The sequence below is a fragment of the Paracoccus pacificus genome (genome assembly GCF_042680785.1).
Lineage (GTDB): Bacteria > Pseudomonadota > Alphaproteobacteria > Rhodobacterales > Rhodobacteraceae > Paracoccus > Paracoccus pacificus.
Map to the genome: position 1 here is coordinate 7195 of NZ_JBHUEN010000005.1, position 25887 is coordinate 33081.

Consider the following 25887-nt stretch of genomic DNA (forward strand, 5'->3'; position numbering starts at 1 on the left):
CCGCGGCCGCCGACGAGGCGGCGCGGGCGACCCCCGCTGCCGCCCCGGCCACCCCGGTGCGCGCGGTCGATCCCGGCGCCATCCCCGCCGGCACCGCGCTGGTTCAGATCGGCGCTTTCGACACGCAGGCCGATGCGGAATCCGAATGGGCCCGTCTTACCGGCAGGTTCGGGTCGCTGTTCGATGGCAAGGGCCGGGTGATCCAGACCGCCGAAAGCAACGGCCGCACCTTCGTGCGCCTGCGCGTCGCCGGCTTTGAAAGCAAGGACGAGGCGCGCCGGTTCTGCGCCGCATTGGTCGCCAAGAACGCCGCCTGCATTGCCGCGACGGCGAAATGACCGAACCGACGACGGGCAGGGTCGCCGCCGGCAGGACCGGGGCGGCGATCTTCGGGCTGGAAGGCGTCGATCTGACCCCGGCCGAACGGGATTTCTTTCGCGACGCCGATCCCTTGGGCTTCATCCTGTTCGCCCGCAACGTTCAGGACCCCGCTCAACTGACCCGGCTGACCGGCAAGCTGCGCGATGCGGTCGGCCGTGACGCGATGATCCTGGTCGATCAGGAAGGCGGCCGGGTGCAACGCCTGCGCGCGCCCCATTGGACCGAATGGATGCCGCCCCTTGATCAGGCGCCCTTGGGCGCGCGCGCGATGCGGCTGCGCTATCGCCTGATCGGGGCCGAACTGCGCGAGGTCGGCATCGACGCCGATTGCGCCCCGACGCTGGACATCGCCCAGCCCGAAACTCATCCCTTCCTGCGCAACCGCTGTCTGGGCGAGGATGTGGAAACCGTGATCGAGCTTGGCCGCGCCGCCGCCGACGGGCTTCTGGAGGCGGGCGTTCTGCCGGTCATCAAGCACATGCCGGGCCATGGCCGCGCGGTTGCCGACAGCCATCACGATCTGCCCGCCGTCCCGGACGGGCTGGCCGAGCTTGAGGCGCGGGATTTCGCGCCGTTCCGCGCGCTGGCCGATCTGCCCATGGCGATGACCGGCCATATCCTGTTCACCGCGCTGGACACCCGGCCGGCGACGATTTCGCCGACGCTGATCGGGATCATCCGCGAGGCCATCGGCTTTGACGGCCTGCTGATGACCGACGACATTTCGATGAAGGCGCTCAGCGGGACCGAGGCCGAGCGATCGGCCGCCGCCATCGCCGCCGGTTGCGACGTGGTGCTGAGCTGCCACGGCGTCATGACCGACATGACCGCCGTCGCCGCCGCCTCGGGCACGCTGACCGAGGCCGCTGCCCGGCGGGCGAACCGCGCGCTGGCCCTGCGCGGCGCAGCGGTGCCGGATGGGGCCGAGATCGCCCGGATTCGGGCCGAGTTCGCGGGGCTGGTCGGCGCCGCCTGACCGTTCCGGCGACAGGTCCGGCGACTGGGCTGTTGACTCGTGCCGTGGCAGGGTGACACTGGTCCCGCCACGCTTCTTTCTCAGGATCCCGGACGTGACCGACAGGCCGCAAAAACCGACCTCCGCCCCGCCCAGGCTGCGCCTTGTGGGCGAGGCTGAGAACGCCGGGCAGCAGCTTGATCTGCCGATCGCAGAGGCGCCCGGCGCCGATGTCGCCGAGCGCGTCGCCTCGGAGGCGCTGATCGTCGATGTCGAGGGGTTCGAGGGGCCGCTTGATCTTTTGCTGACGCTGTCGCGGACCCAGAAAGTCGATCTGATGAAGGTCTCGGTCCTGCAACTGGCCGAACAATATCTGGCCTTCGTCGAAACCGCGCGGCGCCTGCGGATCGAGCTTGCGGCCGATTATCTGGTCATGGCGGCGTGGCTCGCGTTCCTGAAATCGCGCCTGCTGCTGCCGCCCGACCCCGAGGCCGAGGGTCCTTCGGCCGAGGATCTGGCCGCGCATCTGGCCTTTCAGCTTGAACGGCTGAACGCCATGCGCGAAGCGGGCGCCCGGCTGATGGCGCGCGACCGGCTGGGGCGCGACCGGTTTCAGCGCGGCATGCCCGAACAGCTCGTCACGCATCGAAAGATCCGCTGGCAGGCCGGTCTGATCGACCTGATGCGGGCCTATGCGCGGCTGCGCACGAAGGATGAGTTCCGCCCCTATGCCTTTGACCGCCATGACGTTTTCACCATGGAGCAGGCGCTTGACCGGCTGCGCCGCCTGATCGGTTTTGCCCCCGACTGGACCGATCTGGCCGAGTTCCTGCCCGAGGGCTGGGACGGCCGGCCGGAACGCCGCCGCTCGGCCACCGCCGCCACATTCGCCGCGACGCTGGAGCTTGCGCGTCAGGGGCAGGTGGAGCTGCGCCAGTCCGAAACCTTCGCCCCGATCTCGATCCGCCGCAGGACCCCGTGAGCACCGACAGCACATTGCCCGAACAGGATCCGCCGGAAACCGGCGCGGCCGATGCCACGACCGAAACCGGCGCGACCGGAAGCGGCGCGGATGATGCCGCCGATCCGATGCGCTTTCCGCCGCCGCCGATCGAGGAACAGGAACGTATGGTCGAGGCGGTCCTGTTCGCCTCGGCCCGGCCGCTGTCGCTGCGCGATCTGGCCGAACGGCTGCCCCGGGGCTGTGACCCGGCCGAGGCCGTGGCCAGCCTGCGCCGCCGCTATGAGGGGCGGGGCGTTCAGCTTATGCGGGTTGGCGAGGCCTGGGCGATCCGCACCGCGCCGGATCTGGGTTTTCTGATGCAGAACGAGACGCTGGAAGAACGCCGCCTGTCCCGCGCCGCCATCGAGACCCTGGCCATCATCGCCTATCATCAGCCCGTCACCCGCGCTGAGATCGAGGAAATTCGCGGCGTCGCGGTCAGCCGGGGCACGCTCGACCAGCTTCTGGAAATGGAATGGGTCCGTCCCGGCCGCCGCAGGATGACGCCGGGGCGCCCGGTGACGTTCGTCGTGACCGAGGGGTTTCTGGACCATTTCGGTCTGGAAAGCGCCCGCGATCTGCCCGGGCTTTCCGATCTGCGCGCGGCGGGGCTGCTGGAATCGCGGCCGCCCGGTCAGGACGGCATGCCGGACCTTGTTGCGCGCGGCGGCAATGAGCATATGGATGACGATGACGAACCGGCAGGCAGAATCGACGATTTCGATGACGACCTGTTCGAAGATGACCCGCAGGGCCAGCCCGGTTCGGATTGAGGTGACGGGATGAATTTCAATCAGCTTATAAACATGTTCTTCCGGCAGTTGGCGAACCGTCTGATGCGGCGCGGCATCGACAGCGGTATCAACATGATGGCCGGCGGCAAATCGAAACAGCAGCGCACGCCGGGGCAGGCGCAGCGCCGCATGACGCCCGAAGAGGCCAAGCAGGCCCGCGATATACGCGCCGCCACCAAACGCGCCCGTCAGGCCGCCCGGATCACCCGGCGCATCGGCCGCTGACGATCGGGGGCCACTGACGATCGGGGGCCGCTGATGATCAGGGCCGATGAAGATCAGGGCCGGGGCGCGCAGCCGCGTCAGTCGTTGAAATGCTTGGACAGTTTCAACCCCTGTCCCTGATAATTCGATTTCAGATCGGCGCCATACAGCCGGTCGGGGCGCGCCGCCATCCGCTCATACACCAGACGCCCGACGCTTTGGCCATGCTCCAGCGCAAAGGGCGCCTCGTGGCAGCGCACCTCCAGCACCCCGCGTGAGCCGGTGCCATTGGCCGCGCCATGACCGAACCCGGGGTCGAAAAATCCCGCGTAATGCACCCGGAACTCACCCACCATCGCCAGATAGGGCGACATCTCGGCGGCGTAATCGGGGGGGATGATGACCGCCTCGCGGCTGACGAGGATGTAGAAGGCGCCGGGGTCAAGGATCAGCCGGCGGTCCGGCGCGGAAAGCCGGTCCCAGAACTCGGCCGCCGGATAGCTGCCGATCCGGTCAAGGTCGATCACGCCGGTATGTTTCTTGGCGCGATAGCCGACCAGGCCGCCTGCCGATTGATCGCCCCCCGACCGATCGGCCGCCGACCGATCGCCCGCCGACCCGCCGCGGGCCGACAGATCGACCGAGAAACCAAGCCCGCCGTCGATCAACGCCGGCCCATCGACCAGCGGATCCTTGCCGTGCAACGCCGAAAGCGCCGCATCGTCCAGAACCGCCTGCCCCTGTCGCAGCCGCAACTGGTTAAGCCGCATGCCCGGCCGCACGAGGACCGAGAAGGAACGCGGGCAGATCTCGGCATAAAGCGGGCCTTCATAGCCGTCGGGAAGGCGGTCGAACTCGGTCCCGTCATCGGCGATCAGCCGGGTCAGCAGGTCCAGCCGCCCGGTCGAGCTTTTGGCGTTCGCGGCCGCCACCACCCCCTTGGGCAGGCGCAACCGCTCCATCAGTGGGACCAGATAGACGCAGCCCTTTTCCAGCACCGCCCCGTCGCGCAGATCCATGCTGTGCATGGCGAAATCGTCCAGACGATCCGCGACCCGCTTGCCCTGTCCCGACAGGAACGAGGCGCGCAGCCGCACCGCCTTTGTCCCCAGCCGCAGATCGAGGCTTGCGGGTTGAACCTGCCCGGCGCCGATCGGGGTGTCGGCGGCAATCGCGCCGTCGGCGATCAGGCGGTTGATCTGATGGTCGGGCAGGACACCATTCATTGCGGGACCTTCGTCAGCCGGGGGGAGGGACGGGATGGCGGAAAATGCGAACGCCCATCCCGGCCAGCGGAATGGGCGTTTCGTAAATGGTCGGGCTGGTGAGATTCGAACTCACGACCTTCCGCCCCCCAGACGGACGCGCTAACCAGACTGCGCCACAGCCCGACGCGGGCCATATAGGGCGAAGTCACCGGCCGGGGCAAGGGGGCGCGACGAAGAATTTGCCGCCGGGCGCAAGGGTTACTCGGCGCGCCGGAATGCTGCGTCCGGGGCAGGCGATCAGCCCGCAATCGTGACAAGCCGGTCGTGCAAAGCGCGCGCCTGATCGGGGACGGGCCGGGTCGGCGGCCAGTGGCGCAGCGCGTCGGAAAGATCGCCAAGCCGGATGATCCATGCGGTTTCCACAGGCGCCGTGGCCGGGCGCGGCTCGGGGGGCACGCCCGTGTCCGGTTCGGCCGCCTGTGCCGCAAGTTCGGGGAAAAGCGGCAGCGATGGCGGCGCGGCCGGGGCGGGGCGGGTCCGGCTGCGCGCACGGCGTGCGGCGACGCTTGCCTTGGGCGACGCGCTGTCCCCGGGTTCGGCGGCGGTGTCGGTGACGGCCGCAGCGGCAGGCGGCGAGCGGGCAGGCGGCGGGGGGGCAGGCGGCGGGGCGGCGGCGGTCGTCGTCCCGGCGCGATCGGGTGCGGGCGCGGCTGCGGGGGGCGCTTCGGCCGCATCGGCGTCAAGCCCAAGATGGGCGGCGCCCTTGATGCGCAACCCGGCGCCGCGATCCAGTTTCAACTGCCGCTTGACGCCGCGAATGGCCATGCCCTCGATCCGCATGGCCACGAACAATCCAGCGATCAGGGTCACGTCCTCGGGGCGGTAATAGCGCCGTCCGTCGCCACGCTTTACCGGCGACAGGTTGGGGAATTGCCGTTCCCAATAGCGCAGCACATGCGGCGCCACACCGATGATTTCGGATACTTCGCCGATCGACCGGAATGCGCCCGGGGCCTTGCCCTGCGATTGCTGATCGGTCCCGGCCATCCGCCCCTCAGCCTTCGTTGCCGGCCGCGACGCGGTCGCGCATCAGATGCGAGGGCCGGAAGGACAGGACCCGCCGCGGCGTGATCGGCACTTCCTCGCCGGTTTTCGGATTGCGGCCGATGCGTTCGCTTTTGTTGCGGACCGAAAACGTGCCGAAGGACGAAATCTTGACGGTTTCACCGGCAACCAGAGCGTCCGAAATGTGACTGAGCACCGATTCGACCAATTGCGCGGATTCGTGTCGGGACAGACCCACCTCACGGAAGACGGCCTCGGCCAGATCCATGCGGGTCAGGGTTCGATCGCTCATGCGGGTACCTCTCGACTGCGCGCAAGATTGCGGCAATTCCAACGGTGAGTCAACGATCCGGCGCCCGGAATTGTTCCCGGTTCTTGTGGATATCTGTTCAAAAATCGTGGGTTAAGCGATGGGCCCTTTAGCTGCCCGGGCGATTTGAAATGCCGCCCTTGGATGCCTAAATCTTACGGTGAACAGATGGGAATGGACGCGGCATGGCAGGCGGTTGGGCGCAGGACGGCGCGGTGAACGAGCAGATCGAGGCATCGGTCAATGATGAACTGGCCCGGCTGCGGCAAAGCAGGCCGCGCGGCGAAAGCCTGGCCGAATGCGAGGAATGCGGCGAGCCGATCCCCCAGGGCCGGCGCGAGGCGGTGCCCGGCGTGCGGCTGTGCGTTGCCTGCCAGCAGGGCAACGAGGCCACCTTCCGCGCAAGGGGCGGGATAAACCGGCGCGGCAGCAAGGACAGCCAGCTTAAATAACCGCCGGCGCGATCCGTGGCCCGGGTGGGAATGCGAAAAGGTGCCTTACCAGCGCAGGACGACGCTGCCCCATGACAGACCGCCGCCGATCGCCTCGGTCACGATCACATCGCCTTCGGTCAGCCTGCCTTCGGCTGCCGCGGTCGATAGCGCCAGCGGGATCGAGGCGGCTGAGGTATTGCCGTGATCGGCGACGGTCAGCACGACCTTCTCCATCGGCAGGCCCATCTTCTGGGCGGTGGCGCTGATGATGCGCAGATTGGCCTGATGCGGCACCAGCCAGTCGACCTGATCGGCGGTCAGGCCGGCGCGCTCCAGCGCGCGATGCGCGGTTTCGGCCAGTTTTTCGACGGCGTGACGAAACACCAGATTGCCCTGCATGCGCAGATATCCGGCGGTCCCCGTGGTTGACACGCCGCCGTCCACATACAGCAGATCGCGATAGGTGCCGTCGCTGTTCAGATCCGAGGACAGGATGCCGCGATCCGCAGAACTGCCCTGACCCTCGGCCGCCTCAAGCACCAGCGCGCCCGCGCCGTCGCCGAACAGCACGCAGGTTCCCCGGTCGGTCCAATCCATGATCCGGCTGAACGTCTCGGCCCCGATGACCAGCACACGCTTGGCCTGACCGGCACGGATCATCGCGTCGGCATTGGCCAGCGCGTAGACAAAACCGGCGCAGACCGCCTGCACGTCAAAGGCAAAGCCGTGTTTCATGCCCAGCCCGGCCTGCACCATGGTGGCGACGGCGGGAAAGGTCAGGTCGGGGGTCGAGGTGGCGACGATGATCGTGTCGATCTGATCGGCCGCGATGCCGGCGTTCTCCAGCGCGGCGCGGGCCGCGCGAATCGCCAGATCCGAAGTGGTCTGGCCCTCGGCGGCGAAATGGCGCCGTTCGATCCCGGTCCGGGTGCGGATCCATTCGTCGGTGGTGTCCACCTTGGATTCGAACCAACTGTTCGGAATGACGCGCTCGGGCAGATAATGTCCGGTGCCGCGGACCACCGCCCGGGTTGTGGGTCGGTCGGTCATCGTGACGGCTCTGCGGGGTTTGCGCCGTCGGAATCGGCGTCTTTGGACTCGGTGCCTGACGTATCGGCGCCGGGCGTATCGCTGCCGGCCGTGTCGGCGCCCGTCGTGTTGGTGTCGGCCGTGTCGCTACCCGCCGTGTCGGGGCCCTCCGTGCCGGTATCGGCGGGCGCGCCCTCGGTCCCGGTGTCGTCATCGCCGGGCGGGATGCTTTGGGCGACGCGCTGCGCCAGCCGCGCGTTGAAGCCCGAGCGCGCCAGTTGATAGGCAAGCTCGATCGCGGCGGCGATGCCGGTCGCATCGGCGGCGCCATGCGATTTCACGACCGTCCCGTTCAGCCCCAGAAACACACCGCCATTCACCCGGCGCGGGTCGATGCGTTGTTGCAGCCGTTTCAGCGAGGTCAGCGCCAGCAGGCTGGCGACGCGCGACAGGATCGAATTGGCAAAGGCGTCCTTCAGGAAATCGCCGATCAGCTTCGCCGTGCCTTCCCCGGTCTTGAGCGCGACGTTCCCGGTAAAGCCGTCGGTCACAATCACGTCCACGCGGTTCGAGGGCAGGTCGCCGCCTTCGACGAAACCGACATAGGTGAATCCGCCGGGGCCGGCGGCCGCGGGGATCAGCTCGTTGGCCTGTTTGAGCTCGGTTCGGCCCTTATGCTCCTCGGTCCCGACGTTCAGCAGCCCGACGCGCGGCGTCTTTACGCCCAGCCCGTTGCGGGCATAGCTCGCGCCCATCAGCGCATATTGGACCAGATCGACGGCATCGGCGCGCACATCCGCGCCCACGTCCAGCATCAGGTTGAAGCCCTGCGCATTGCGCGACGGCCACAGGCAGGCGATGGCCGGCCGGTTCACGCCGGGCAGCTTGCGCAGCCGGATCATCGACAGCGCCATCAGCGCGCCGGTATTGCCGCAGGATACCGCCACCGTCGCCTCGCCCTCGCGGACGGATTCGATCGCCGACCACATCGAGGTGCCGGCGCCGTGGCGCACCACCTGGCTGGGCTTGTCCTCCATCGTGACGACGCCATCGGCATTGCGGATGTCGCAACGCCCGGCAAGGCCACGCCGGCGCGAGATCAGCTTGGAAAGCTGGGCTTCGGGTCCGTGGACGATGAAACGCGCATCGGGCAGACGGCCGGCGGCCTCGGCAAGGCCCGCGACAACGGCCACGGGCCCGCGATCACCGCCCATGGCATCGACCGAAATGACCACCGGACCCGATTGGGTGCCGTGGCCTTGATCGTCGCTATGGGTGGCGGCGGGCATCTGACGGGACGGGCGTCGGGCGATTACGCCGCGTCGTCGTCCAGATCGACTTCGTTGGTCTGGGCCACGACTTCACGGTCGGCATAGTGACCGCAGGACGGGCAGACGTGATGCGGGCGCTTGAGTTCGCCGCAGTTGGGGCATTCGTTCGGATTGCCGGCAACCAGCGCATCATGCGCGCGGCGCATGTTACGGCGGGACCGGGTAACGCGATTCTGGGGGACGGCCATGTCACAACCTCAAATCAAATGGCGGGCGTGATCTGCCCGGGAGTTCATATTCATAGAACGGTCGCAATACGGTACATCGGTGATGCCCGCAAGCCTTGCAGTGCCGACCGTTCGGAAGAAGGCGGGAAAATATCCATAAACGCGGACCGTGCAAGCGGAAACTGCCGGGGACCGTGATGACTTTGCGGCAATCATGACGCTTGCGCCACGGATCACCGCCAAAACCCCGGGATTTGACCGTTTGTGACGGCTGCGGGACATGGACAGCGCGGCGTCCGGCCCGTTAGCTGAACCCGCCCGTACAGCAACCGAATCAGCGCGCCATGACCGACAGCCCCCCGGACGCCGAGCTTCTGTCCATCAGCTACGAGATGTTTCTGGCCTTCATCGGCTTTGGGGTGCTGGCCGCGACCATCGCGCCCCGGGTCTCGGCATGGCTGCCGGTCCGGGTGCCGTTGTCGCTGCCCATCGCCTGCCTGTTCGGCGGCATGCTGATCGGATCGGCCTTTCCGGGCCTGCCGCAGATCGACCCGATCGCGAACGGCGGTCTGGTCCAGCGCGTCACCGAAATGGCGGTGATCCTGTCGCTGACCGGCTGCGCGCTGAAGCTTGACCGCGTGGTCGGCTGGCACGAATGGCGCTCGACCTGGCGGCTGCTCGGGATCGCGATGCCGCTTTGCATCGCGGTGCTGGCGATCACGGCGCAGGCGGTTCTGGGCCTGTCGGCGGCGGCGGCGCTGTTGCTGGCGGCGGCGCTGGCGCCGACCGATCCGGTTCTGGCGGGCAGCGTGCAGGTCGGTCCGCCGGGCGAAGAGACCGAGTCCGAGGCCCGGTTCGCCCTGACCTCCGAGGCCGGGCTGAACGACGGTCTGGCCTTTCCCTTCGTGTTTCTGGCGATGATGACGGTCGAGACCCCATTCGGTGGGGTTGCGGGTTGGTACTGGCTATGGGTCGATGTGATCTGGAAGATCGGTGCCGGCCTCGGCACGGGCTGGCTGATCGGCTGGGTGCTGGCCCGGCTGGTGTTCCGCACCGCCAAACATCGCGGCGCCGATGCGTTTCTGGCGGTCGGGATGACGCTGTTCACCTATGGCGTGGCGGAAACCATCTATGCCTATGGCTTCATCGCGGTCTTCGTCGCCGGTCTGGTCTTTCGCCGCTATGAACGCAATCACAGCGTCCACCGCGAGTTGCATCATTTCGTCGAACAGGTCGAGTTGCTGTTTCTGGTGGCGGTGATCTTCGTGCTCGGCATTGCGCTGGCCCAGGGGCTGCTGGCGCCGGCCGGTTGGGTCGGGCTGGGGGTGGCGCTCATGTTCCTGTTCGTGATCCGCCCGGTCGCGGGCTGGATTGCGCTGACCGGCGCCGGTCTGGCGACCCGCGACCGCGCCGCCATCGCGGTTCTGGGCATACGCGGGGTCGGCACCTTCTTCTATCTGTCCTATGCGATGTCTCACGCGCCTTTCCCGATGGCCGAGGGGCGCGAGGTCTGGGCGGTGGCAGCGCTGGCGGTCACGCTTTCGGTGGTTCTGCACGGGCTGACCGCACCGGGGATCATGCGCCGGGCAAACGATACCTGACCGGGCCGGTTACACGCCCCCCGCACACCGAATCCGCCAACCGCCGCCGCCCGCGACGACCGCACCGCATGCGCCCCGGACCGTTCCCGCAAGAGGCGGGCGGGGCCGGGCGGGATATCAGTGCGGTTTGCGGGCCAGCAGGTCGGCCAGCCCGGCGAAAGGCTTCTGGCGTTCCTCGTCCCCGGCGCCGGGATCGTCGCCCAAGGCCGCTTCGGCCGCATCGGCACCCGCCGCGCGCGGCCACGGCGGCAGCGCCAATGCCAGCGCCTCGACCATGACCTCGCCCACGTCGATGAACTGGCCCAACGGCTCGATCTCGTCATCGGGCATCTCGACCTCATCGCCCTCGGGCTGGACGGCGTGGGGGGAATAGACCCGGCGCAGATCTTCGCTCAGATCGGTCGTCACCGGGTCGAGCGTGACCACGCAGGGCTGGACCACCCGCGCCTTAAGCCGTCCGGTCAGCGCCCATGCCTGCCCGCCCTCGGCGGTGATCCTGCCGGTGAAACGCAGCTCTGGCAGATCCAACAGGTCCAGATCCGCCGCGATCGCCCGCCGCGCGGCCGCGTCGGGTTTCAGGTCGATCTCGGTCGGCGCGCGGGGGTTCAGATGCGCGACGCGCAGGCGATGGGAATAGCGGGGGGCGGCTGTCATGGGTTACGGCCTTTCGCAAAGCTGTTGGGGCGGTTCATTCCGGCAATGTAGGCATAATTTCCGCCAAACCTATTCTTTGGCACGCAAAAACTTGAGTGATGCGCCCGAGTTTGCTAAGCGGTGTTGGCTGCGTCAACTCGGCCGACCCATGGACGCGCGGCAACCCCGATATTCTTGGGGCAGGGCGGCATGCAGGGGACTGATCATCAATGAAGACCGCGACCCGGCTGTTGCTGTGTTTGGTTATGGGCCTGGCGCTGATCGCCTGTGCGCCGACCTATCAAAACCATGGCTATATTCCGCCCGACATGGATCTGGCGCAGGTGACGGTCGGTCGGACCAACCAATACGAACTGGACAGCCTGATCGGGCGGCCTTCCTCGCAGGGGGTGCTGACCGGCTCGGCATGGTATTATGTCGGCAGCCGCTGGCGCTTCTATGGGCCCTATCACCCCGAGGAGATCAACCGTCAGGTCGTCGCGATCAGCTTTGATCCGAATGGCGTCGTGTCGAATGTCGAACGCTTCGGGCTGGAACGCGGCCGGGTGGTGGTTCTGTCGCGCCGGGTCACCGACGGCGGCGTCCAGCAGCTTAGCCTGATTCGCCAGCTTCTGGGTAATATCGGCCGCGTCAGGGCCGGCGATCTGATCGAGTGATCGCGAATCACGCCCGTTTTCGCGGGGCGCGCGCGCGTCGTTAGCGGGATCGGCGGCCGGTGCGGTTGTCCCGGGATGGGCGCGGCTTTTCATAGGTTGAGGCGGCCGCGCCGGCCCGAACCGGCCGGGATATGCGGGACGCGCTTGACTGGTCTGATCGCTGCGGTGGGCGCCGCTGTCGTCGCGGATCCGGTCATGTGAACGGCGCGGGCTTCGTCTATCCTGCTGACGGCGTGCAAAAAACCGCATGCCGCATTGGCTTTCGCCAAGACCTGCCCGGACCCGGCGCCGCGATGGAAAGGTTCCGTTACCCGCGCGGGCAGGTCGCGCCGAGCAGGTCGGCCCGGTCGTTCGGGATTGCCGGATAGCGGTCGCGGGGCAGGGGACGCGCGGTTTTATCCGGCCGCGCCGTCATCAACTCGTCGATAATATGTAGTGTCACTGTCACAAGATCGGATCAATATAGCGGCTGGAAAGCCAGTGCCGTCGGGCCGGCAAAGCTGATAGAGTGAACAGGATCGGGGCGCGCCATGGTTTCACTTTCCAAAGGCCACTACACCGCCCGCTTTGCCGACGGGCCGCATGATATACGCCGCGCGCAGGCGCTGCGCTGGTTGTGCTTTTACGGCAATCGCGGTCTGGACAGCGACGCCGACCCGGCCGCAGAACCCGATGCCGAAACCGGGCAGAAGTTGGATCAGGACCGGTTCGACGCGATCTGCACCCATGTGCTGGTCGAGGATCAGCGCGACGGCGAACTGGTCTGCTGTTTCCGGTTTCTGTCGCTCAGCGGCGGCCACGATATCGGGCGGACCTATTCGGCGCAGTATTACAACCTGAAACGGCTTGAGGGGTTCAAGGGCCCGATGGTCGAGATGGGGCGGTTCTGCATCCACCCCGACCGGCAGGATCCGAACATCCTGCGGCTGGCATGGGCGGCGCTGACCCGGCTGGTCGATGAAACCCAGGTCCGGCTGCTCATCGGATGCTCGAGCTTCATGGGGGCCGAGCCCGCGACCCATGCCGCCGCACTCGCCATGCTGCGCGACCGTCACCTTGCGCCGAAGCGTTGGCTGCCGCGGGTGAAGGCGCCGAAAGTGTTCCGTTTCGCGCGCATGTTGCGCCGCGACCTCTCGGACCCCCGGCGCGGCATGCGCGAGATGCCGCCCCTTCTGCGCAGCTATCTGCTGATGGGCGGCTGGGTCAGCGATCATGCCGTGGTCGACGACCGGCTGAACACCATGCATGTCTTTACCGCCGTCGAGATCGGGGCCATTCCGCAGGGTCGGGTGCGGGTGTTGCGCGCGGTTGCCGGGTAACACCCCCGCGGTTCCGCCGCGCGATGGCTTGACGCGCGGGGGCCGGGCCGGGCAATCAGGGCGGATGATCGACCTGCGCCCCGTGGTTAACGTTATCGGAAAACTGACCATCGCGATGGGCGCGACGATGGTCATTCCGATGGCGGTCGATTTCACGTCGGGCGATCCGCATTGGACGGTGTTTCTGGAATGCGCCATGCTGACCGTGGTGATCGGCGCGCTGGTGACCGTCGCCACCCGCTGCCCGAACCCGTCGCTGGACATTCGCCAGACATTTCTGCTGACCAGCGGGGTCTGGCTGGTCCTGCCGGTGATCGGGGCGCTGCCGCTGATGTGGGGGGCGCCGGGGGCGAATTTCACCGATGCCTATTTCGAGGCGATGTCGGGCCTGACCACCACCGGCACCACCGCCTTGCCCAATCTTGATGCCTTGCCCGCCGGCGCCAACCTGTGGCGGACGCTGCTGCAATGGCAGGGGGGCCTGGGGATCGTCGTGGTCGCCATGGTCTTTCTGCCGGTCATGCGGGTCGGCGGGATGCAGTTCTTCCGCTCCGAGGGGTTCGACACGCAGGGCAAGGTGCTGCCGCGCGCGCTGGACATCGCCGCCGAAATGACCTGGTTCTATGTCGGGATGACGGCTGCCTGCACCTTCGCGCTGATGTTCGTCGGCATGTCGCCCTATGAGGCGCTGGCGCATGCGCTTTCCGCCTGCTCGACCGGCGGGTTTTCCACCCGCGATGCCAGCTACGGCGCGTTTCTGGGCGCGCCCGAATGGATCACCACCTTCTTCAGCATCATGGCCGCGCTGCCGTTCATCCGGTTCATCCAGCTTGTCCGGGGCGACTATACGCCGCTGTGGCGCGACCGGCAGGTCTGGGCGTTTCTGCGCTGGATGAGCTATGCGGCCGGCATGATCATCATCTACCGGCTGTTCTCGAACGAAAATGTCGGGCTGTATGACATGATCCGCGAGACCGTGTTCAATGTCGTGACGATCTTCACCGGCACCGGATTCGCCAGCGCCGACGTGACCACCTGGGGGCAGTTCCCGATGGCGGTCCTGTTCGTGGCGGGGCTGATCGGCGGCTGCACGGGGTCGACGGCCTGCTCGGTCAAGATCTTCCGCTATCTGGTGCTGTTCGAGGCCGTGCGCACCCAGATCCGCCGCATGCACAGCCCGCACCGGGTCTATCCGCTGCAATTCGACGGCCGCGCGATCAGCGATGACGTGACCCGCTCGGTCATGGCGTTCTTCACGCTGTTCATGCTGACCTTCGGGCTGCTGATCGTGGCGCTGTCGCTGACCGGGCTGCACCCGCGCACGGCGCTGACCGGGGCTTGGACGGCGATCGCCAATATCGGGCCGGTCTGGGGCCCCGAGATCACCGCGAACGGCAGCATCGCCGAGTTCCCGGTGACCGCCAAATGGCTGATGACGCTTGGCATGTATCTGGGCCGGCTGGAGCTGATCTCGGTCTTCGTGCTGCTGATCCCGCGTTTCTGGCGCAGTTGAGACGGCGGCGAAGCGCCACTCAATGCGAGCGGGGAGCGCCCGGGGGTCCGGCTTATTGCGGCGGGACCGGGGTGGTGATTGCCAAGTGGCTGATGACGCTTGGCATGTATCCGGGCCGGTTGGAGCTGATCTCGGTCTTCGTGCTGCTGATCCCGCGTTTCTGGCGCAGTTGAGACGGCGGCGAAGCGCCCCCGCGTCCATGCGAGCGGGGGTGCCCGGGGGTCCGGCTTATTGTGGCGGGGCCGGGGTGGTGGCCGCCGGGGCCGGGGCCGCTGGGACCGGGGCCGCTGGAGCCGGGGTTGCGGCCGGTGCGGTGTTTGCGGCGTCGGGGGAGGGCGCGCCGATGGCGGCGGCTTCGGCCGTTGGCGCGCGGGGCGGGGCGACCCGTTCCAGACTGGCCGCGATTTCCTGCCACAGCTTGCGGTGCCGGTCGGCCTGATCGGCCGGCGAGATCAACACGAAGCCTTGGATCACCTGACCGGTCAGCCGCGCCTCGGCATGGCTGGTCTGGCGGTCGTTCGCGCCGTCCAGCGTGAAATTGCTGCGGTTGATATCGCGCGGGCCGTCTCCGGCGACGAAGCCATAGGCGTGGATCAACCCGGCAAGCCGCCGCAGATCGTCCGCGCCGCCGGTCTGGGACAGCAGGATCAGCGCGGTGCCCGAGCCATCGCGCGGCTCATATATCACCATCGGGCCGTCGGCGCCCCTGCGCGACACCAGCCCGGCCGGCAGATCGAAGCTGAGCCCGGCATCGGCGTCGGTGGTGGGGGTAAGCTGCATCTCCTTCCGCCACGCCTGCCAGCGGTCGACGAGATCCCGCATCGCGGCGTTCTGGTCGGCCTTGTCGCGGCCCTCGGCCTTCAATTCCGCCTCGATCGCCTTGCGCGTGCCGGGGCCGGCATCACCGTCCAAAGGTCCGGTATAGCTGCCGGACCAGCGCAGCGCGCGTTGCAGAAGCAGCGTTTCCGGCATTTCGGCGGGGGCTTCCGGGGCAAGCGAGGCTGCCGCATTCTCTGAGGTCAGCGGCTCCAGCGTCGGCAAGGCGGGAACGGCCGAGGTCGGCGCAGCGCCGGCGGTCGTGCCGGACGCAGGCTGTCCGGTCGCCGGCGCGTTGACGGTCGGCGTCGCCGCTGCACTGGTGGGTGGCGTTGTATCAGGCGCACCCGCCGAGGGTTCCGTCGCCGCCGGCGATGCTCCGGGTTCGGTCACGGGCGGTGTGGGTCCCGGTTCCGTTCCCGCCGTTGCCGACCCTTCCGGCATGTCCGGTGCGTTGGTGGGGAGCGTCGCACCGGACGAACCCGCCGAGGGTTCTGCCGTTGATGGCGCTGCGGGTTCGGTCACGGGCGGTGTGGGTCCCGCTTCCGTTCCCGCCGTTGCCGACCCTTCCGGTATGTCCGGTGCGTTGGTCGCGGGCGTCGCACCGGACGAACCCGCCGAGGGTTCCGCCGCCGATGGTGCAGCGGGTTCGGTCGCAGGCGTTGAGGGCGTCGGTTCCGTTCCCGCCGTGGCCGGTGTCCCGGTCACCAGCGGCTCAAGCGTCGGCAGCGGTGGCGGAACCACGGCGGCCGTGTCGCCCTGCGGCGCGGGAGTCGCCGGCTGTGCGTCGGCGGTCGCGGTCGGCCCGGCACCGGCCGCCGTATCGGGTATTGACGAAGGCGCCGGCGATCCGGCACCGGGTGTCGCGGGTGTCGGTGCGGGGCTCAACGGCGCTTCGGGCGTCGCCGGCGCGGGTGTCGCATCGGTGCCGGAAGCCGCCGGGGTGTTCGGCGCCGGCGTGTCTCCCGCCGCGTCCCCGCCCGGCGGGGCTGTCGTCTCGCCCGCGACGGGTTGCGGGTTGCGGACGCGGCTGTCGGTCCCGGCGCCGGCCAGAAAACTGTCGGCGGGGATGCTGCCCGCCGCGCGCAGTTGATCCAGCCGCGCCTGCGCCGTCGCCGGGTCAAGCGGGCCAAGCGCGATCCCGACCCAGCCCTGCGGCAGCGGATAAGTCACCACATCGGGGAACCTCGCCTTCCAGTCGGCGGCCGAGGCGTCGGCCTGAGCCTGACCGCGCTTGGCCTCGATCCGGATATAGGTGCCCCCGGGCGCGGCCTCTTGCGCCGACAGGTGCCCCGCCGGGACCCAAGCGCCCATGACCCCCACCAGCATCCATGTCCTGATCTTGCCCGCCATAACCCGCTCCCCGCTTTTGCCGCGGCCGTCATCGCCGCGATCGTTGCCTGCCCGCCGTTCAATCGCCGTCCTATCGCCGTCCCGCCACCCCGCGCCCGATGTTGCGCGCCAATTGACCACCGTCCGGCATCTGCCTAGAAGGCGGCACGGGTCGACTGGCCGGCCTGCCAGACTTTCATAATCCAAAGGACGCCCGAATGAACAGCCCGACGACGCGCCCGCGCTGCTTTCAAGAGGTTATCCTGCGCCTGCAGGATTACTGGGCGGCGCAGGGCTGCGCGATCCTGCAACCCTATGACATGGAGGTCGGCGCCGGCACCTTTCACCCGGCCACGACCCTGCGTGCACTGGGCGCGCGGCCATGGACGGCGGCCTATGTCCAGCCCTCGCGCCGGCCGACGGACGGGCGTTATGGCGAGAACCCCAACCGCCTTCAGCACTATTATCAATATCAGGTCATCATCAAACCCAGCCCGCCCAACCTGCAAGAGCTGTATCTGGGCAGCCTGAAGGCGATCGGCCTTGACCCGATGGTCCACGATGTCCGCTTTGTCGAGGATGACTGGGAATCCCCCACCCTTGGCGCATGGGGTCTGGGCTGGGAGGTCTGGTGCGACGGGATGGAGGTCAGCCAGTTCACCTATTTCCAGCAGGTCGGCGGCCATGACTGCCGCCCCGTCTCGGGCGAGCTGACCTATGGGCTGGAACGGCTGGCCATGTATGTGCTGGGGGTCGAGCACGTGATGGACATGCCGTTCAACGATCCCGACGCGCCGATCCCGCTGAGCTACGGCGACATCTTCCGCCAGACCGAACGCGAATATTCGCGCTGGAACTTTGAACAGGCGGATACCGCGACGCTGTTCCAGCACTTCAAGGACGCCGAGGACGAATGCGCCCGCATCCTTGCCGCGCCCGAAACCGATGCCGCCGGGCGCCGCATCCCGATGGCGCATCCGGCCTATGATCAGGCGATCAAGGCCAGCCACATCTTCAACCTTCTGGATGCGCGCGGGGTGATTTCGGTGACCGAGCGTCAGGCCTATATCGGCCGGGTGCGGGCGCTGGCCAAGGCCTGCGCCGACCTGTTCCTGACCACCGACGCGGCCGGGGGGCGGGCGGCGTGAACGCCTCCGGCCCCCTAACCCGGACCGGCCAGCCCGGGCAGGATCACCTTCAGCCCTCCGGCGATCATCTGCACGGCCATGGCGGCGACGATCATGCCCATCAGCCGGGTCATGATGACGCGCAGGGTTTGCGACATGTGCCGGCCGATGGTCGCGGCGAAATACAGCACCACGGCCAGCCCGGCCAGAACCAGACCGAAGGCGGCAACGACCGCGGCCTTTCCCGCCATGTCGCGCGCCTGCCCCATATAGATGATGATCGCCGTGATCGTCCCCGGCCCCACCACCATCGGGAAGGCCAGCGGATAGAAGCTGACATCGGCGCGGGGCGGCTCGGGCGTCATGCTGGCCTGCGCCTTGGCCGGGCCTTCATGGGCGGGGCTGCCGCTGCCGCTCAGCATGCCCGTGGCGATGGTCATCAGCACAAGGCCGCCCGCGACGCGGAAATCATCCACGCTGATGCCGAAGAATTTCAGGATCGCGGCGCCGCTGATCGCCACCACAAGGCACAGGATGGCGCTGAACAGCGCCACCCGCACCCCGGCATGGCGCTGTTCGGCCGGCGGCATGCCATGGGTCACGGCCAGAAACAGCGGCAGGACCACGAAGGGGTTCATGATCGCGAATGCCGCGCCCAGAGTGGTGATGAAAAAAGCGAAATCCACGCGTGGTTCCAAATCTGCCCGAATCCAGCCGCCAAGGTGACAGCATGAACGGAAAATGGCCAGTCTTAGCGATTCTCGTCTCGGCGGTCGCCGTCGGGGCCGGGGTCTGGTACACGCAGGAATACGGCTATTACGCGCGGCTCGATCCCTCGGCGGCGCAACCGACCGTGGTCGTCGACGGCAAGCCCGTGCCGCTGGGCGCGACCGATCTTGAAGCCATCGACGCCAACAGCTCGCCCATTCGCTGGCGGGCCTGCTTTCGGCTGGCCGAGCCGCTGCCGGCCGGCGCCGAACCTTTCCCCAACGCCGAGCCGCTGGTCGGGCCGCGCTGGTTCTCGTGCTTCGATGCCGGCCAGATCGACCGTGATCTCGCCTCGGGCGCCGCCACCGCCTATCTTGGCCAGTCCGATATCCGGCCCGGCGCGGACCGGGTGATCGCCGTCTATCCCGACGGCCGCGCCTATGGCTGGCACCAACTGAACGAAGCCGCCGAAGAAAAAAGGACCATCGAGTGATGCCCGACCTGCTGATCGAACTTTTTTCCGAGGAAATCCCCGCCCGCATGCAGGCCCGCGCGCGCGAGGATCTGAAGAAACTGGTCACCGACGGTCTGGTCGAGGCCGGGCTGACCTATGCCGGCGCCGGCGCCTTTTCGACGCCGCGCCGCCTGACCCTGACCGTCGAGGGGCTGACCGACCACAGCCCGACCACGCGCGAGGAACGCAAAGGCCCGCGCACCGACGCGCCCGAGGCCGCGCTTGAGGGTTTTTTGCGCGCGACCGGGCTGACCCGGGACCAGCTTGAGAAGCGCGACGACAAGAAGGGGCAGGTCTGGTTCGCCACGCTGGAAAAGCCCGGGCGCCCCGCCGCCCGGATCGTGGCCGAGGTGTTGGAAAACGTGATCCGCACCTTCCCCTGGCCGAAATCCATGCGCTGGGGGTCGGGCAACCTGCGCTGGGTGCGGCCCTTGCATTCGATCATCTGCCTGCTTTCGGACGAATCCGGCAGCAATGTGGTGCCCTTGGCCATCGACGGCATCACCGCCGGCGACACCACGCGCGGCCACCGCTTCATGGCTCCCGATGCCTTTGCGGTGATGGGTTTTGAGGATTACGTCGCCAAACTGCGCCGCGCCCGGGTGATGCTGAGCACCGATGAGCGTGAAGCCGAAATCCGCCAGCACGCCGACAACCTCGCCTTCGCGCGCGGCTGGGAGATCGTGAGCGATGACGGGCTATTGACCGAGGTCGCGGGCCTTGTCGAATGGCCGGTGCCGCTGATGGGGGTGATCGAGGACCGGTTTCTGGTCCTGCCGCCCGAGGTGCTGCAGACCTCGATGAAGGAACACCAGAAGTTCTTTTCCGCCCGGAACCCGAAAACCGGCCGGATCGAGGGGTTTGTGACCGTCGCCAATATCGAGACCCCGGACGACGGCGCGACGATCCTTGCCGGCAACCAGCGCGTGCTGGCGGCGCGGCTGTCGGACGCGGCCTTCTTCTATGAAAACGACCTGCGCGAGGCCAAGGCCGGGATGGGCGCATGGGCCGAGGGGCTGACGCATGTGACCTTCCACAACAAGCTCGGATCGCAGGCCGACCGCATCGCCCGCATCGCGGCGCTGGCCCGCGAGATCGCGCCCCTGGTCAGCGCCGACCCGGATCAGGCCGAGGAGGCCGCGAAGCTGGCGAAGCTCGACCTGCGTTCCGCGATGGTCGGCGAGTTCCCCGAATTGCAGGGCACGATGGGGCGGTATTACGCGCTGGCGGCGGGAAAACCCGAAGCCGTGGCCGACGCCGCCCGCGATCATTACGCGCCGCTTGGACCCTCGGACGCAGTGCCGACCGCGCCGGTTTCGGTCGCCGTGGCGCTGGCCGACAAGATCGACACGCTGACCGGATTCTGGGCGATCGACGATAAACCCACCGGGTCGAAGGATCCCTTCGCGCTGCGCCGGGCGGCGTTGGGGGTTATTCGGTTGGTGTTGGGCAACCGGATTCGCCTGTCGGTCGATTCCCTGAATGATGTGCAGACCCTGCGGCACCAGATTGGCGCCGATCCTGCACAGCCCGATCTGCTGCGCCAGATTCTCGACACGGCGGCTTCGGCCGGGATGTCCGGCGCGTCGACCCGCGCGCTGGTCGACACCGCGCGTGCAGACGCCCCGGCATGGTTGCCGCTGATTGCCGAACATGATCCAGCTGTCAGCGACGATCTGCGGGGCTTCCTGCATGACCGCCTCAAGGTCTATCTGCGCGATCAAGGGGTTCGGCATGACATTATAGACGCGGTGCTGGAGCAACCGGGGAACTGCGACCTCGTCCTTGTCGTCAACCGCGCCACCGCATTGAACGACATGCTGAAAACCGAGGACGGCATCAACCTCACGCAGGGTCTTAAGCGCGCCGGGAACATCCTCGCGCAGGCCGAGGAAAAGGACGGCGTCGAATACTCCTTCGGCGCGGACCCGAAATTCGCTGAAACCGACGAGGAACGCGCGCTGTTCGCAGCCCTCGACACCGCCGAACCGGCGATCCGCAAGGCCATCGCGGCCGAGGATTTCCCCGCCGCCATGACCGCCATCGCAGCACTTCGTGCCCCCATCGATGCGTTTTTCGAGGCGGTGCAGGTCAACACCGACAAGCAGATCCTGCGCCGCAACCGGCTGAATCTGCTGTCCCGCATCCGCGAGGCCGGGCGGCAGATCGCCGATTTCACCCGGATCGAGGGTTGACATGGCGGAAAAGGGCCGGACAAGCGAATCTTTCGCACTTGCAGCATAAACCGCGGCGTGGCTATGGTGCGCAATATGTCGCACGCTGTCGCCCCGAACGCCTTCGTTGAAATAACCCCTTCGGCCGAGGTCGAGGTGGACCGTCATGGCTGGCGCGCCAAATGCCTTCAGCGGCTGGTGCGCATGGGGCTGGCGGTGCCGCGATCCTTTGCGGTGCCTTCGTCGGCGGTCCGCGCGCTCGCGGCCGGGCAGACCATCGGCGACGGTGCCTTTTCCCGCGTCCTCAGCGAAGGGCAGGGGCTGGTCGGCGTCCGCCCCTCGGCCCCCGATCCCGAATGGGGCGGCCCGAAATCGGTTCTGAACGTCGGCATCAACGACGCCAAGCACAAGGCGCTGATCGACACCCGTGGTCAGGCGGCGGCCGATGCAATCTATCTCGGTTTCGTGCAGACCTATGCCGTTCACGTGGCGCGGCTGGACCCCGACATGTTTTCCGATTCGGGGCCCGGCGCGCTGGAACGTGCCTTGCGGGCCTACCGCGCCGAAACCGATGAGGATTTTCCCCAGGATCCGGTCCGCCAGTTGACCGAGGTCATGCGCTCGATGGCCCGCGCGTGGGAGGGCACGACCGCCCGGCTTTTGCGGCAGGCCAAGGGCGCGCCCGCCGATGCGGCGCTGGGGCTGGTCATTCAGGACATGGCGCTTGCGCTGGGGCCGGGGATAACCGGATCGGGCACGATCCAGTTCGTGGACAGCGAAACCGGCGCGCCGGCCATCACCGGCCGGTTCCGCGGCCAGATGCAGGGCAGCACCATGGGCGAGGGGGCCGAGACGCTGTATCTGATGCGCGACCCGCGCGGCCCCGCGCTTGAGGAAGTCGCGCCCGAAGCGTTTGCCGACTTGATCCGCTTCGGCGCCCTTGCCCGGCAGCGGCTGCGCGAGGAAATGCAGCTTGAATTCGTCATTTCCGACGGCGAGCTGTCGATCATCGACGCGACCCGGGTGGCGCGATCCTCGCGCGCAGGCGTGCGGATCGCGGTGTCGATGGCGCAGGACGGCATCATCCCGCAGGACGAGGCGGTTATGCGGGTCGAGCCCCGGGCGCTGTCGGATTTGCTGCATTATCAGGTCGACAGCCGCAAGCCGCGCGACATCATCGCGCGCGGGGTCAACGCAAGCCCGGGCGCGGCGACGGGGCGGATCGTCTTTACCGCCGCCGAGGCCCAAAGCGCGCAGGCCCGGGGCGAGGCCTGTGTGCTGGTGCGCCGCGAAACCGTGCCCGAGGATATTCGCGGCATGCATGCCTCGGTCGCGGTGCTGACCGAGCGCGGCGGCATGACCAGCCACGCGGCGGTGATCGCGCGCGGGCTTGGCCTGCCCTGCATCGTCGGCGCGGGCGGTATTCGCATCGACCTGCGCGAGGGGCGGCTGTCGGTTGGCGGCCGCGTGTTCCGGACCGGCGACGTGATCACCATCGACGGCACCCGCGGCGAGGTTCTGGCCGGCGAGGCCGCGATGCTGCAACCGGCGCTGGACGACAGTTTCAACACCCTGCTGAAATGGGCGGACGAGAACCGCGACATCGGTGTGCGCGCCAATGCCGACACCCCCGCGGACGCCCGCACGGCGCGGAATTTCGCCGCGCAGGGCATCGGGCTGTGCCGGACCGAGCATATGTTCTTTGACGAAGCGCGCCTCTCGGTCATGCGCGAGATGATCTTCGCCGACCGGTCCGAGGACCGGCGTTCGGCGCTGGACCGGCTTTTGCCCATGCAGCGCATGGATTTCGCGGAATTGTTCAGCATCATGGCCGGGCTGCCGGTCTGCATCCGGCTGTTCGACCCGCCGCTGCATGAATTCCTGCCCAGCGACCGCGAAGGTGCGCGGGCGCTTGCCGAAACGCTGGATCTGCCGCTGTCGGACGTGGTGCGCCGCATCGACGCGCTGTCCGAGTTCAACCCGATGCTGGGCATGCGCGGCGTCCGGCTGGGCATCACCATGCCCGAAATTTACGACATGCAGGCGCGGGCGATCTTCGAGGCGACGGTCGCCGTCGCCACCATGGGCGCGACCGTGGTGCCCGAGATCATGATCCCGCTGGTCAGCGCCCGGCGCGAGGTCGAACTGGTCAAGACCCGCATCGACGCCGTGGCGGCCGCGGTCCGCAACGAGACGCGCGCCGATTTCGCCTATCGCCTGGGCGTCATGGTGGAAACCCCGCGCGCTGCCTTGCGGGCCGGGGACATCGCCGAGCATTCCGCGTTTTTGTCTTTCGGCACCAACGACTTGACCCAGATGACCTATGGGTTGTCACGCGATGACGCGGGACGTTTCATGAACACCTATGTCGGGCAGGGGGTCTATTCCGAGGACCCGTTCCATATTCTGGATCAGGAAGGCGTGGGCGAGCTGTTGCAGATCGGCTGCCAGCGGGCGCGCGCGCATCAGCCGGGCATCACGATTTCAGTCTGCGGCGAGCATGGCGGCAACCCCGAATCGATCGCCTTCTGCCGCGCGGCCGGGGTCGATTACGTGTCCTGTTCGCCCTTCCGGGTGCCGGTCGCACGGCTGACGGCGGCGCAGTTGGCAATCAGCGAACGCCACGAATCATAGGCGCAATGCGCACACGCTAAACGTGCATAGGGCTGAATCCCGCCAGATTCACCCCGCCCGCTCGGCAAAAATCCGCCAAAATCAATCGGGTTCCATCGTTTTCGGCCCGGAATCGGATTCATCCGGTAGACCGGCCGGTACGGATTTGCCTAACCGTCGCTCAGACCGTCGGTGAAGCCAGAAAAAAACTCGCCGGCACAGGACCTAACAAGGTTCAGGAAACGTAAAACAGGAACGACGATGCCCAAGCTTAATCGCAGGCTGGGGTGGCTGCTTGTGTGTGTTACGCTAGCCCTGCCCGCCGGTACGGCATATGCCGAAGCGAATATCAATCACCTCAGCCCCGAAGAACTGGCTGCCAAGACCACCGCTACCACTTCGCCCGTTGGTGCCGCACGCGGCGCCATCACCTTCCAGGAACGTCTGATCCAGTCGCAGGAGCGTACCGCCGCCCGGATGGCCCCGACGAACCCGCGCACGCCGATCCGCGTCGGCGGCCCCCAGCAAGTCGGCGGGGCACAGCAAGCGGCCGCGGCCGTCGCCTATACGGAAGCCGATTTCAAGTGCCTGTCCGAGGCGCTTTATTTCGAAGCCCGGGGCGAGGGCGCGAAAGGTCAGGCAGCGGTGGCCGAAGTTATCCTGAACCGCGTCGACAGCCCGGCATTTCCCAAAAGCGTTTGCGGCGTGGTCAACCAGCCCGGCCAGTTCAGCTATAAGGGTGCGGGTCTGAAGCGGGTGCGCGAAAACGGCGCCTTCGCCCGCGTGTCGAAAGTCGCCCGTGCCGCGCTTTCGGGCGCGCCGCGCAGCCTGACCGGCGGTGCCACCTATTTCCATACCCCGGCGGTCCGTCCGGCATGGTCGAGCCGGTTCACCCGGACCGCCCGTATCGGCAGCCATATCTTCTATCGTCGCGGCAACGCCAGCCGGGTCGCGTCCAATTAATACCAAACCGGGCCGGAACCGGCCTGAGTTTCGCGGGACAGCGAATGACATGGCCTCTGGCGGGAATACGCCGGGGGCCTTGTTATGTCGGGGGCGGGGGTCGGAATGGTCGTTTTGCAGATGCGGCGACCGGCCTGCGCGGATAATCTGCCGCCATGAGTGAACCGCTTTCCGAACCCGCCCTTCCGCCCGACCGAATCCATCTGCGCGACCATGTCGTCACCGCCGAGATCGGCGCGTTTCAGACCGAGCGCGGCGTCGGCCAGCGGCTGCGTTTCGACATTCTGGTCGAGCTGGCGCAGGGCGTGCAGGATGTGGGCGACGATGTGGACCGCATCCTGTCCTACGACCGGCTGGTCGAGGCGGTCGCGACCGCCCTTGCGGATGAGCGGCTGAACCTGGTCGAGACGCTGGCCGAACGTATCGCCGCCCAGATCCTTGCCCATCCGCAGGCCGCCTGCGTCACCGTCACGGTGGAAAAGCTCGACCGGGCGCCGGGCGCGCTGGGGGTGACCATCACCCGCCGAACGCCTCGGGTGCAGGCGGTCGCGGCCGGCCAGCCCCAACCGGTGGTGCTGGTGATCGGGCGCGGGAATGGCGGGCGGGGGAATGGCGGGCCCGGGAATGGTGGGGCGGGGGCCGGCGGTCCGGTGATCGTCGTGCCCGCCGCCGCCACCGCCGGGCCGTTTGTTACCGATCCGGGCGCGGCCCGGCGAATCGCGCTGATCGCGCTGGATCAGGCGGCTTGGGCGCTGGCGGCGGATATTCCCGGCGCGCTGGTGGCCGACAGCCGCACGGAACTCGACTGGGCGGTGACCGAGGGGCGGACGGCGGTCTGGGCGCCCGCGCGCATGACCGCCGACACCGATGTCCCGGCCGACCCGGCCGAGCTGGCGTTTTGGCTGGCCGCGCGGATGAACGCCGCGCGGGTCGAGTTCGCGCTGGCCTCGGGCGATGATCCGCCGCCGCCGCCCGCCGGCTTCGCCATTCCCGTGACGCGCCGCAAGGTCTAGCCG

The 25887-nt window shown here is 67.8% G+C and carries 24 protein-coding genes, 1 tRNA gene and 1 pseudogene; 16 read left to right on the forward strand and 10 right to left on the reverse strand.

Annotated elements, in window-relative coordinates:
* The 5 genes from ACFSCT_RS01215 to ACFSCT_RS01235 all read left to right on the forward strand — a co-directional run.
* Positions 1 to 338: SPOR domain-containing protein (locus tag ACFSCT_RS01215; RefSeq protein ID WP_379139486.1), on the forward strand; the 338-nt coding region annotated here is incomplete at its 5' end.
* The gene (locus ACFSCT_RS01220; RefSeq protein WP_379139487.1) at positions 335 to 1357 is read left to right on the forward strand and encodes a glycoside hydrolase family 3 N-terminal domain-containing protein; all 1023 of its coding nucleotides are present in this window, start codon (positions 335 to 337) and stop codon (positions 1355 to 1357) included. The genes ACFSCT_RS01215 and ACFSCT_RS01220, both read left to right, overlap by 4 nt.
* 181 nt (positions 1358 to 1538) lie before the next feature.
* Positions 1539 to 2318: a segregation and condensation protein A gene (locus ACFSCT_RS01225; RefSeq protein WP_379139575.1), complete on the forward strand. Its 780-nt coding sequence runs from the start codon at positions 1539 to 1541 to the stop codon at positions 2316 to 2318.
* 107 nt (positions 2319 to 2425) lie between these two features.
* On the forward strand, positions 2426 to 3112 hold the full coding sequence (gene scpB / locus ACFSCT_RS01230) for an SMC-Scp complex subunit ScpB (protein WP_379139577.1): 687 nt from the start codon (positions 2426 to 2428) through the stop codon (positions 3110 to 3112).
* 9 nt (positions 3113 to 3121) lie between these two features.
* On the forward strand, positions 3122 to 3358 hold the full coding sequence (locus ACFSCT_RS01235; protein ID WP_379139488.1) for a hypothetical protein: 237 nt from the start codon (positions 3122 to 3124) through the stop codon (positions 3356 to 3358).
* 77 nt (positions 3359 to 3435) lie between these two features.
* On the opposite strand, the gene ACFSCT_RS01240 is transcribed toward ACFSCT_RS01235, so the two are convergent.
* From ACFSCT_RS01240 to ihfA, 4 genes are all read right to left on the reverse strand, one after another.
* Positions 3436 to 4563, reverse strand: coding sequence for a 2'-deoxycytidine 5'-triphosphate deaminase (locus ACFSCT_RS01240; protein WP_379139489.1), 1128 nt, complete (start codon positions 4561 to 4563; stop codon positions 3436 to 3438).
* Positions 4564 to 4650: 87 nt separating this feature from the next.
* Positions 4651 to 4728, reverse strand: a tRNA-Pro gene (locus ACFSCT_RS01245).
* 114 nt (positions 4729 to 4842) lie between these two features.
* Entirely contained in the window at positions 4843 to 5592 is a 750-nt protein-coding gene (locus ACFSCT_RS01250; RefSeq protein ID WP_379139490.1) for a MerR family transcriptional regulator, read from the reverse strand.
* A gap of 7 nt (positions 5593 to 5599) precedes the next feature.
* Complete coding sequence (gene ihfA / locus ACFSCT_RS01255; protein WP_379139491.1) at positions 5600 to 5902, reverse strand: integration host factor subunit alpha; 303 nt, start codon at positions 5900 to 5902, stop codon at positions 5600 to 5602.
* Positions 5903 to 6105: 203 nt separating this feature from the next.
* Between ihfA and ACFSCT_RS01260 the strand changes: the two genes are divergently transcribed.
* Positions 6106 to 6372: a DksA/TraR family C4-type zinc finger protein gene (locus tag ACFSCT_RS01260; protein ID WP_379139492.1), complete on the forward strand. Its 267-nt coding sequence runs from the start codon at positions 6106 to 6108 to the stop codon at positions 6370 to 6372.
* Between the two features lie 45 nt (positions 6373 to 6417).
* Here the strand turns inward: ACFSCT_RS01260 and ACFSCT_RS01265 are convergent, their stop codons facing one another.
* The 3 genes and pseudogenes from ACFSCT_RS01265 to rpmF all read right to left on the reverse strand — a co-directional run bounded on the left by ACFSCT_RS01265 (position 6418) and on the right by rpmF (position 8902).
* The gene (locus ACFSCT_RS01265; protein ID WP_379139493.1) at positions 6418 to 7404 is read right to left on the reverse strand and encodes a beta-ketoacyl-ACP synthase III; all 987 of its coding nucleotides are present in this window, start codon (positions 7402 to 7404) and stop codon (positions 6418 to 6420) included.
* 161 nt (positions 7405 to 7565) lie between these two features.
* A pseudogene (gene plsX / locus ACFSCT_RS01270) lies at positions 7566 to 8672 on the reverse strand (phosphate acyltransferase PlsX); the annotation flags it as partial.
* A gap of 23 nt (positions 8673 to 8695) precedes the next feature.
* A complete protein-coding gene (rpmF, locus tag ACFSCT_RS01275; protein WP_379139494.1) occupies positions 8696 to 8902 on the reverse strand; it encodes a 50S ribosomal protein L32 in 207 nt (68 codons plus the stop codon).
* A 323-nt stretch (positions 8903 to 9225) separates the two neighbouring features.
* On the opposite strand from rpmF, the gene ACFSCT_RS01280 reads away from it, so the two are divergent.
* Positions 9226 to 10482, forward strand: a complete 1257-nt coding sequence (locus ACFSCT_RS01280) for a cation:proton antiporter (protein WP_379139495.1) — start codon at positions 9226 to 9228, stop codon at positions 10480 to 10482.
* Positions 10483 to 10599: 117 nt separating this feature from the next.
* On the opposite strand, the gene ACFSCT_RS01285 is transcribed toward ACFSCT_RS01280, so the two are convergent.
* The gene (locus tag ACFSCT_RS01285) at positions 10600 to 11136 is read right to left on the reverse strand and encodes a YceD family protein (protein WP_379139496.1); all 537 of its coding nucleotides are present in this window, start codon (positions 11134 to 11136) and stop codon (positions 10600 to 10602) included.
* Positions 11137 to 11345: 209 nt separating this feature from the next.
* Between ACFSCT_RS01285 and ACFSCT_RS01290 the strand changes: the two genes are divergently transcribed.
* The 3 genes from ACFSCT_RS01290 (at position 11346) to ACFSCT_RS01300 (ending at position 14624) form a co-directional block, all read left to right on the forward strand.
* On the forward strand, positions 11346 to 11792 hold the full coding sequence (locus ACFSCT_RS01290) for an outer membrane protein assembly factor BamE (RefSeq protein ID WP_379139497.1): 447 nt from the start codon (positions 11346 to 11348) through the stop codon (positions 11790 to 11792).
* Positions 11793 to 12322: 530 nt separating this feature from the next.
* Entirely contained in the window at positions 12323 to 13111 is a 789-nt protein-coding gene (locus ACFSCT_RS01295) for a GNAT family N-acetyltransferase (RefSeq protein ID WP_379139498.1), read from the forward strand.
* Between the two features lie 64 nt (positions 13112 to 13175).
* Positions 13176 to 14624, forward strand: a complete 1449-nt coding sequence (locus tag ACFSCT_RS01300; RefSeq protein ID WP_379139499.1) for a TrkH family potassium uptake protein — start codon at positions 13176 to 13178, stop codon at positions 14622 to 14624.
* 228 nt (positions 14625 to 14852) lie between these two features.
* Here ACFSCT_RS01300 and ACFSCT_RS01305 read toward each other — a convergent pair whose 3' ends face one another.
* Complete coding sequence (locus tag ACFSCT_RS01305; protein WP_379139500.1) at positions 14853 to 16793, reverse strand: hypothetical protein; 1941 nt, start codon at positions 16791 to 16793, stop codon at positions 14853 to 14855.
* A gap of 197 nt (positions 16794 to 16990) precedes the next feature.
* On the opposite strand from ACFSCT_RS01305, the gene ACFSCT_RS01310 reads away from it, so the two are divergent.
* Positions 16991 to 17920, forward strand: coding sequence for a glycine--tRNA ligase subunit alpha (locus ACFSCT_RS01310; RefSeq protein ID WP_379139501.1), 930 nt, complete (start codon positions 16991 to 16993; stop codon positions 17918 to 17920).
* 14 nt (positions 17921 to 17934) lie between these two features.
* Here ACFSCT_RS01310 and ACFSCT_RS01315 read toward each other — a convergent pair whose 3' ends face one another.
* Positions 17935 to 18585, reverse strand: coding sequence for a MarC family protein (locus ACFSCT_RS01315; protein WP_379139502.1), 651 nt, complete (start codon positions 18583 to 18585; stop codon positions 17935 to 17937).
* Between the two features lie 44 nt (positions 18586 to 18629).
* On the opposite strand from ACFSCT_RS01315, the gene ACFSCT_RS01320 reads away from it, so the two are divergent.
* From ACFSCT_RS01320 to ACFSCT_RS01340, 5 genes are all read left to right on the forward strand, one after another.
* The gene (locus tag ACFSCT_RS01320) at positions 18630 to 19100 is read left to right on the forward strand and encodes a DUF6446 family protein (protein WP_379139503.1); all 471 of its coding nucleotides are present in this window, start codon (positions 18630 to 18632) and stop codon (positions 19098 to 19100) included.
* Entirely contained in the window at positions 19100 to 21316 is a 2217-nt protein-coding gene (gene glyS / locus ACFSCT_RS01325; protein ID WP_379139504.1) for a glycine--tRNA ligase subunit beta, read from the forward strand. Before ACFSCT_RS01320 ends, glyS begins: the two co-directional genes overlap by 1 nt.
* A 75-nt stretch (positions 21317 to 21391) precedes the next feature.
* Positions 21392 to 23929, forward strand: a complete 2538-nt coding sequence (locus ACFSCT_RS01330) for a putative PEP-binding protein (protein WP_379139505.1) — start codon at positions 21392 to 21394, stop codon at positions 23927 to 23929.
* A 240-nt stretch (positions 23930 to 24169) separates the two neighbouring features.
* Positions 24170 to 24871 carry a cell wall hydrolase gene (locus ACFSCT_RS01335; RefSeq protein WP_379139506.1) on the forward strand — a complete coding sequence of 234 codons (702 nt, stop codon included), beginning with the start codon at positions 24170 to 24172 and terminating at the stop codon, positions 24869 to 24871.
* 155 nt (positions 24872 to 25026) lie between these two features.
* Entirely contained in the window at positions 25027 to 25884 is an 858-nt protein-coding gene (locus ACFSCT_RS01340) for a dihydroneopterin aldolase (RefSeq protein WP_379139507.1), read from the forward strand.
* Positions 25885 to 25887: the final 3 nt, after the last annotated feature.

Bases quoted from the DNA above. Each gene is read 5' to 3' on its own strand.
- ACFSCT_RS01220 (WP_379139487.1), top strand. From the start codon at position 335: ATGACCGAACCGACGACGGGCAGGGTCGCCGCCGGCAGGACCGGGGCG.
- scpB (WP_379139577.1), top strand. From the start codon at position 2,426: ATGCGCTTTCCGCCGCCGCCGATCGAGGAACAGGAACGTATGGTCGAG.
- ACFSCT_RS01235 (WP_379139488.1), top strand. From the start codon at position 3,122: ATGAATTTCAATCAGCTTATAAACATGTTCTTCCGGCAGTTGGCGAAC.
- ACFSCT_RS01240 (WP_379139489.1), bottom strand. From the start codon at position 4,563: ATGAATGGTGTCCTGCCCGACCATCAGATCAACCGCCTGATCGCCGAC.
- ACFSCT_RS01250 (WP_379139490.1), bottom strand. From the start codon at position 5,592: ATGGCCGGGACCGATCAGCAATCGCAGGGCAAGGCCCCGGGCGCATTC.
- ihfA (WP_379139491.1), bottom strand. From the start codon at position 5,902: ATGAGCGATCGAACCCTGACCCGCATGGATCTGGCCGAGGCCGTCTTC.
- ACFSCT_RS01260 (WP_379139492.1), top strand. From the start codon at position 6,106: ATGGCAGGCGGTTGGGCGCAGGACGGCGCGGTGAACGAGCAGATCGAG.
- ACFSCT_RS01265 (WP_379139493.1), bottom strand. From the start codon at position 7,404: ATGACCGACCGACCCACAACCCGGGCGGTGGTCCGCGGCACCGGACAT.
- rpmF (WP_379139494.1), bottom strand. From the start codon at position 8,902: ATGGCCGTCCCCCAGAATCGCGTTACCCGGTCCCGCCGTAACATGCGC.
- ACFSCT_RS01280 (WP_379139495.1), top strand. From the start codon at position 9,226: ATGACCGACAGCCCCCCGGACGCCGAGCTTCTGTCCATCAGCTACGAG.
- ACFSCT_RS01285 (WP_379139496.1), bottom strand. From the start codon at position 11,136: ATGACAGCCGCCCCCCGCTATTCCCATCGCCTGCGCGTCGCGCATCTG.
- ACFSCT_RS01290 (WP_379139497.1), top strand. From the start codon at position 11,346: ATGAAGACCGCGACCCGGCTGTTGCTGTGTTTGGTTATGGGCCTGGCG.
- ACFSCT_RS01295 (WP_379139498.1), top strand. From the start codon at position 12,323: ATGGTTTCACTTTCCAAAGGCCACTACACCGCCCGCTTTGCCGACGGG.
- ACFSCT_RS01300 (WP_379139499.1), top strand. From the start codon at position 13,176: ATGATCGACCTGCGCCCCGTGGTTAACGTTATCGGAAAACTGACCATC.
- ACFSCT_RS01305 (WP_379139500.1), bottom strand. From the start codon at position 16,793: ATGGCGGGCAAGATCAGGACATGGATGCTGGTGGGGGTCATGGGCGCT.
- ACFSCT_RS01310 (WP_379139501.1), top strand. From the start codon at position 16,991: ATGAACAGCCCGACGACGCGCCCGCGCTGCTTTCAAGAGGTTATCCTG.
- ACFSCT_RS01320 (WP_379139503.1), top strand. From the start codon at position 18,630: ATGAACGGAAAATGGCCAGTCTTAGCGATTCTCGTCTCGGCGGTCGCC.
- glyS (WP_379139504.1), top strand. From the start codon at position 19,100: ATGCCCGACCTGCTGATCGAACTTTTTTCCGAGGAAATCCCCGCCCGC.
- ACFSCT_RS01330 (WP_379139505.1), top strand. From the start codon at position 21,392: ATGTCGCACGCTGTCGCCCCGAACGCCTTCGTTGAAATAACCCCTTCG.
- ACFSCT_RS01335 (WP_379139506.1), top strand. From the start codon at position 24,170: ATGCCCAAGCTTAATCGCAGGCTGGGGTGGCTGCTTGTGTGTGTTACG.
- ACFSCT_RS01340 (WP_379139507.1), top strand. From the start codon at position 25,027: ATGAGTGAACCGCTTTCCGAACCCGCCCTTCCGCCCGACCGAATCCAT.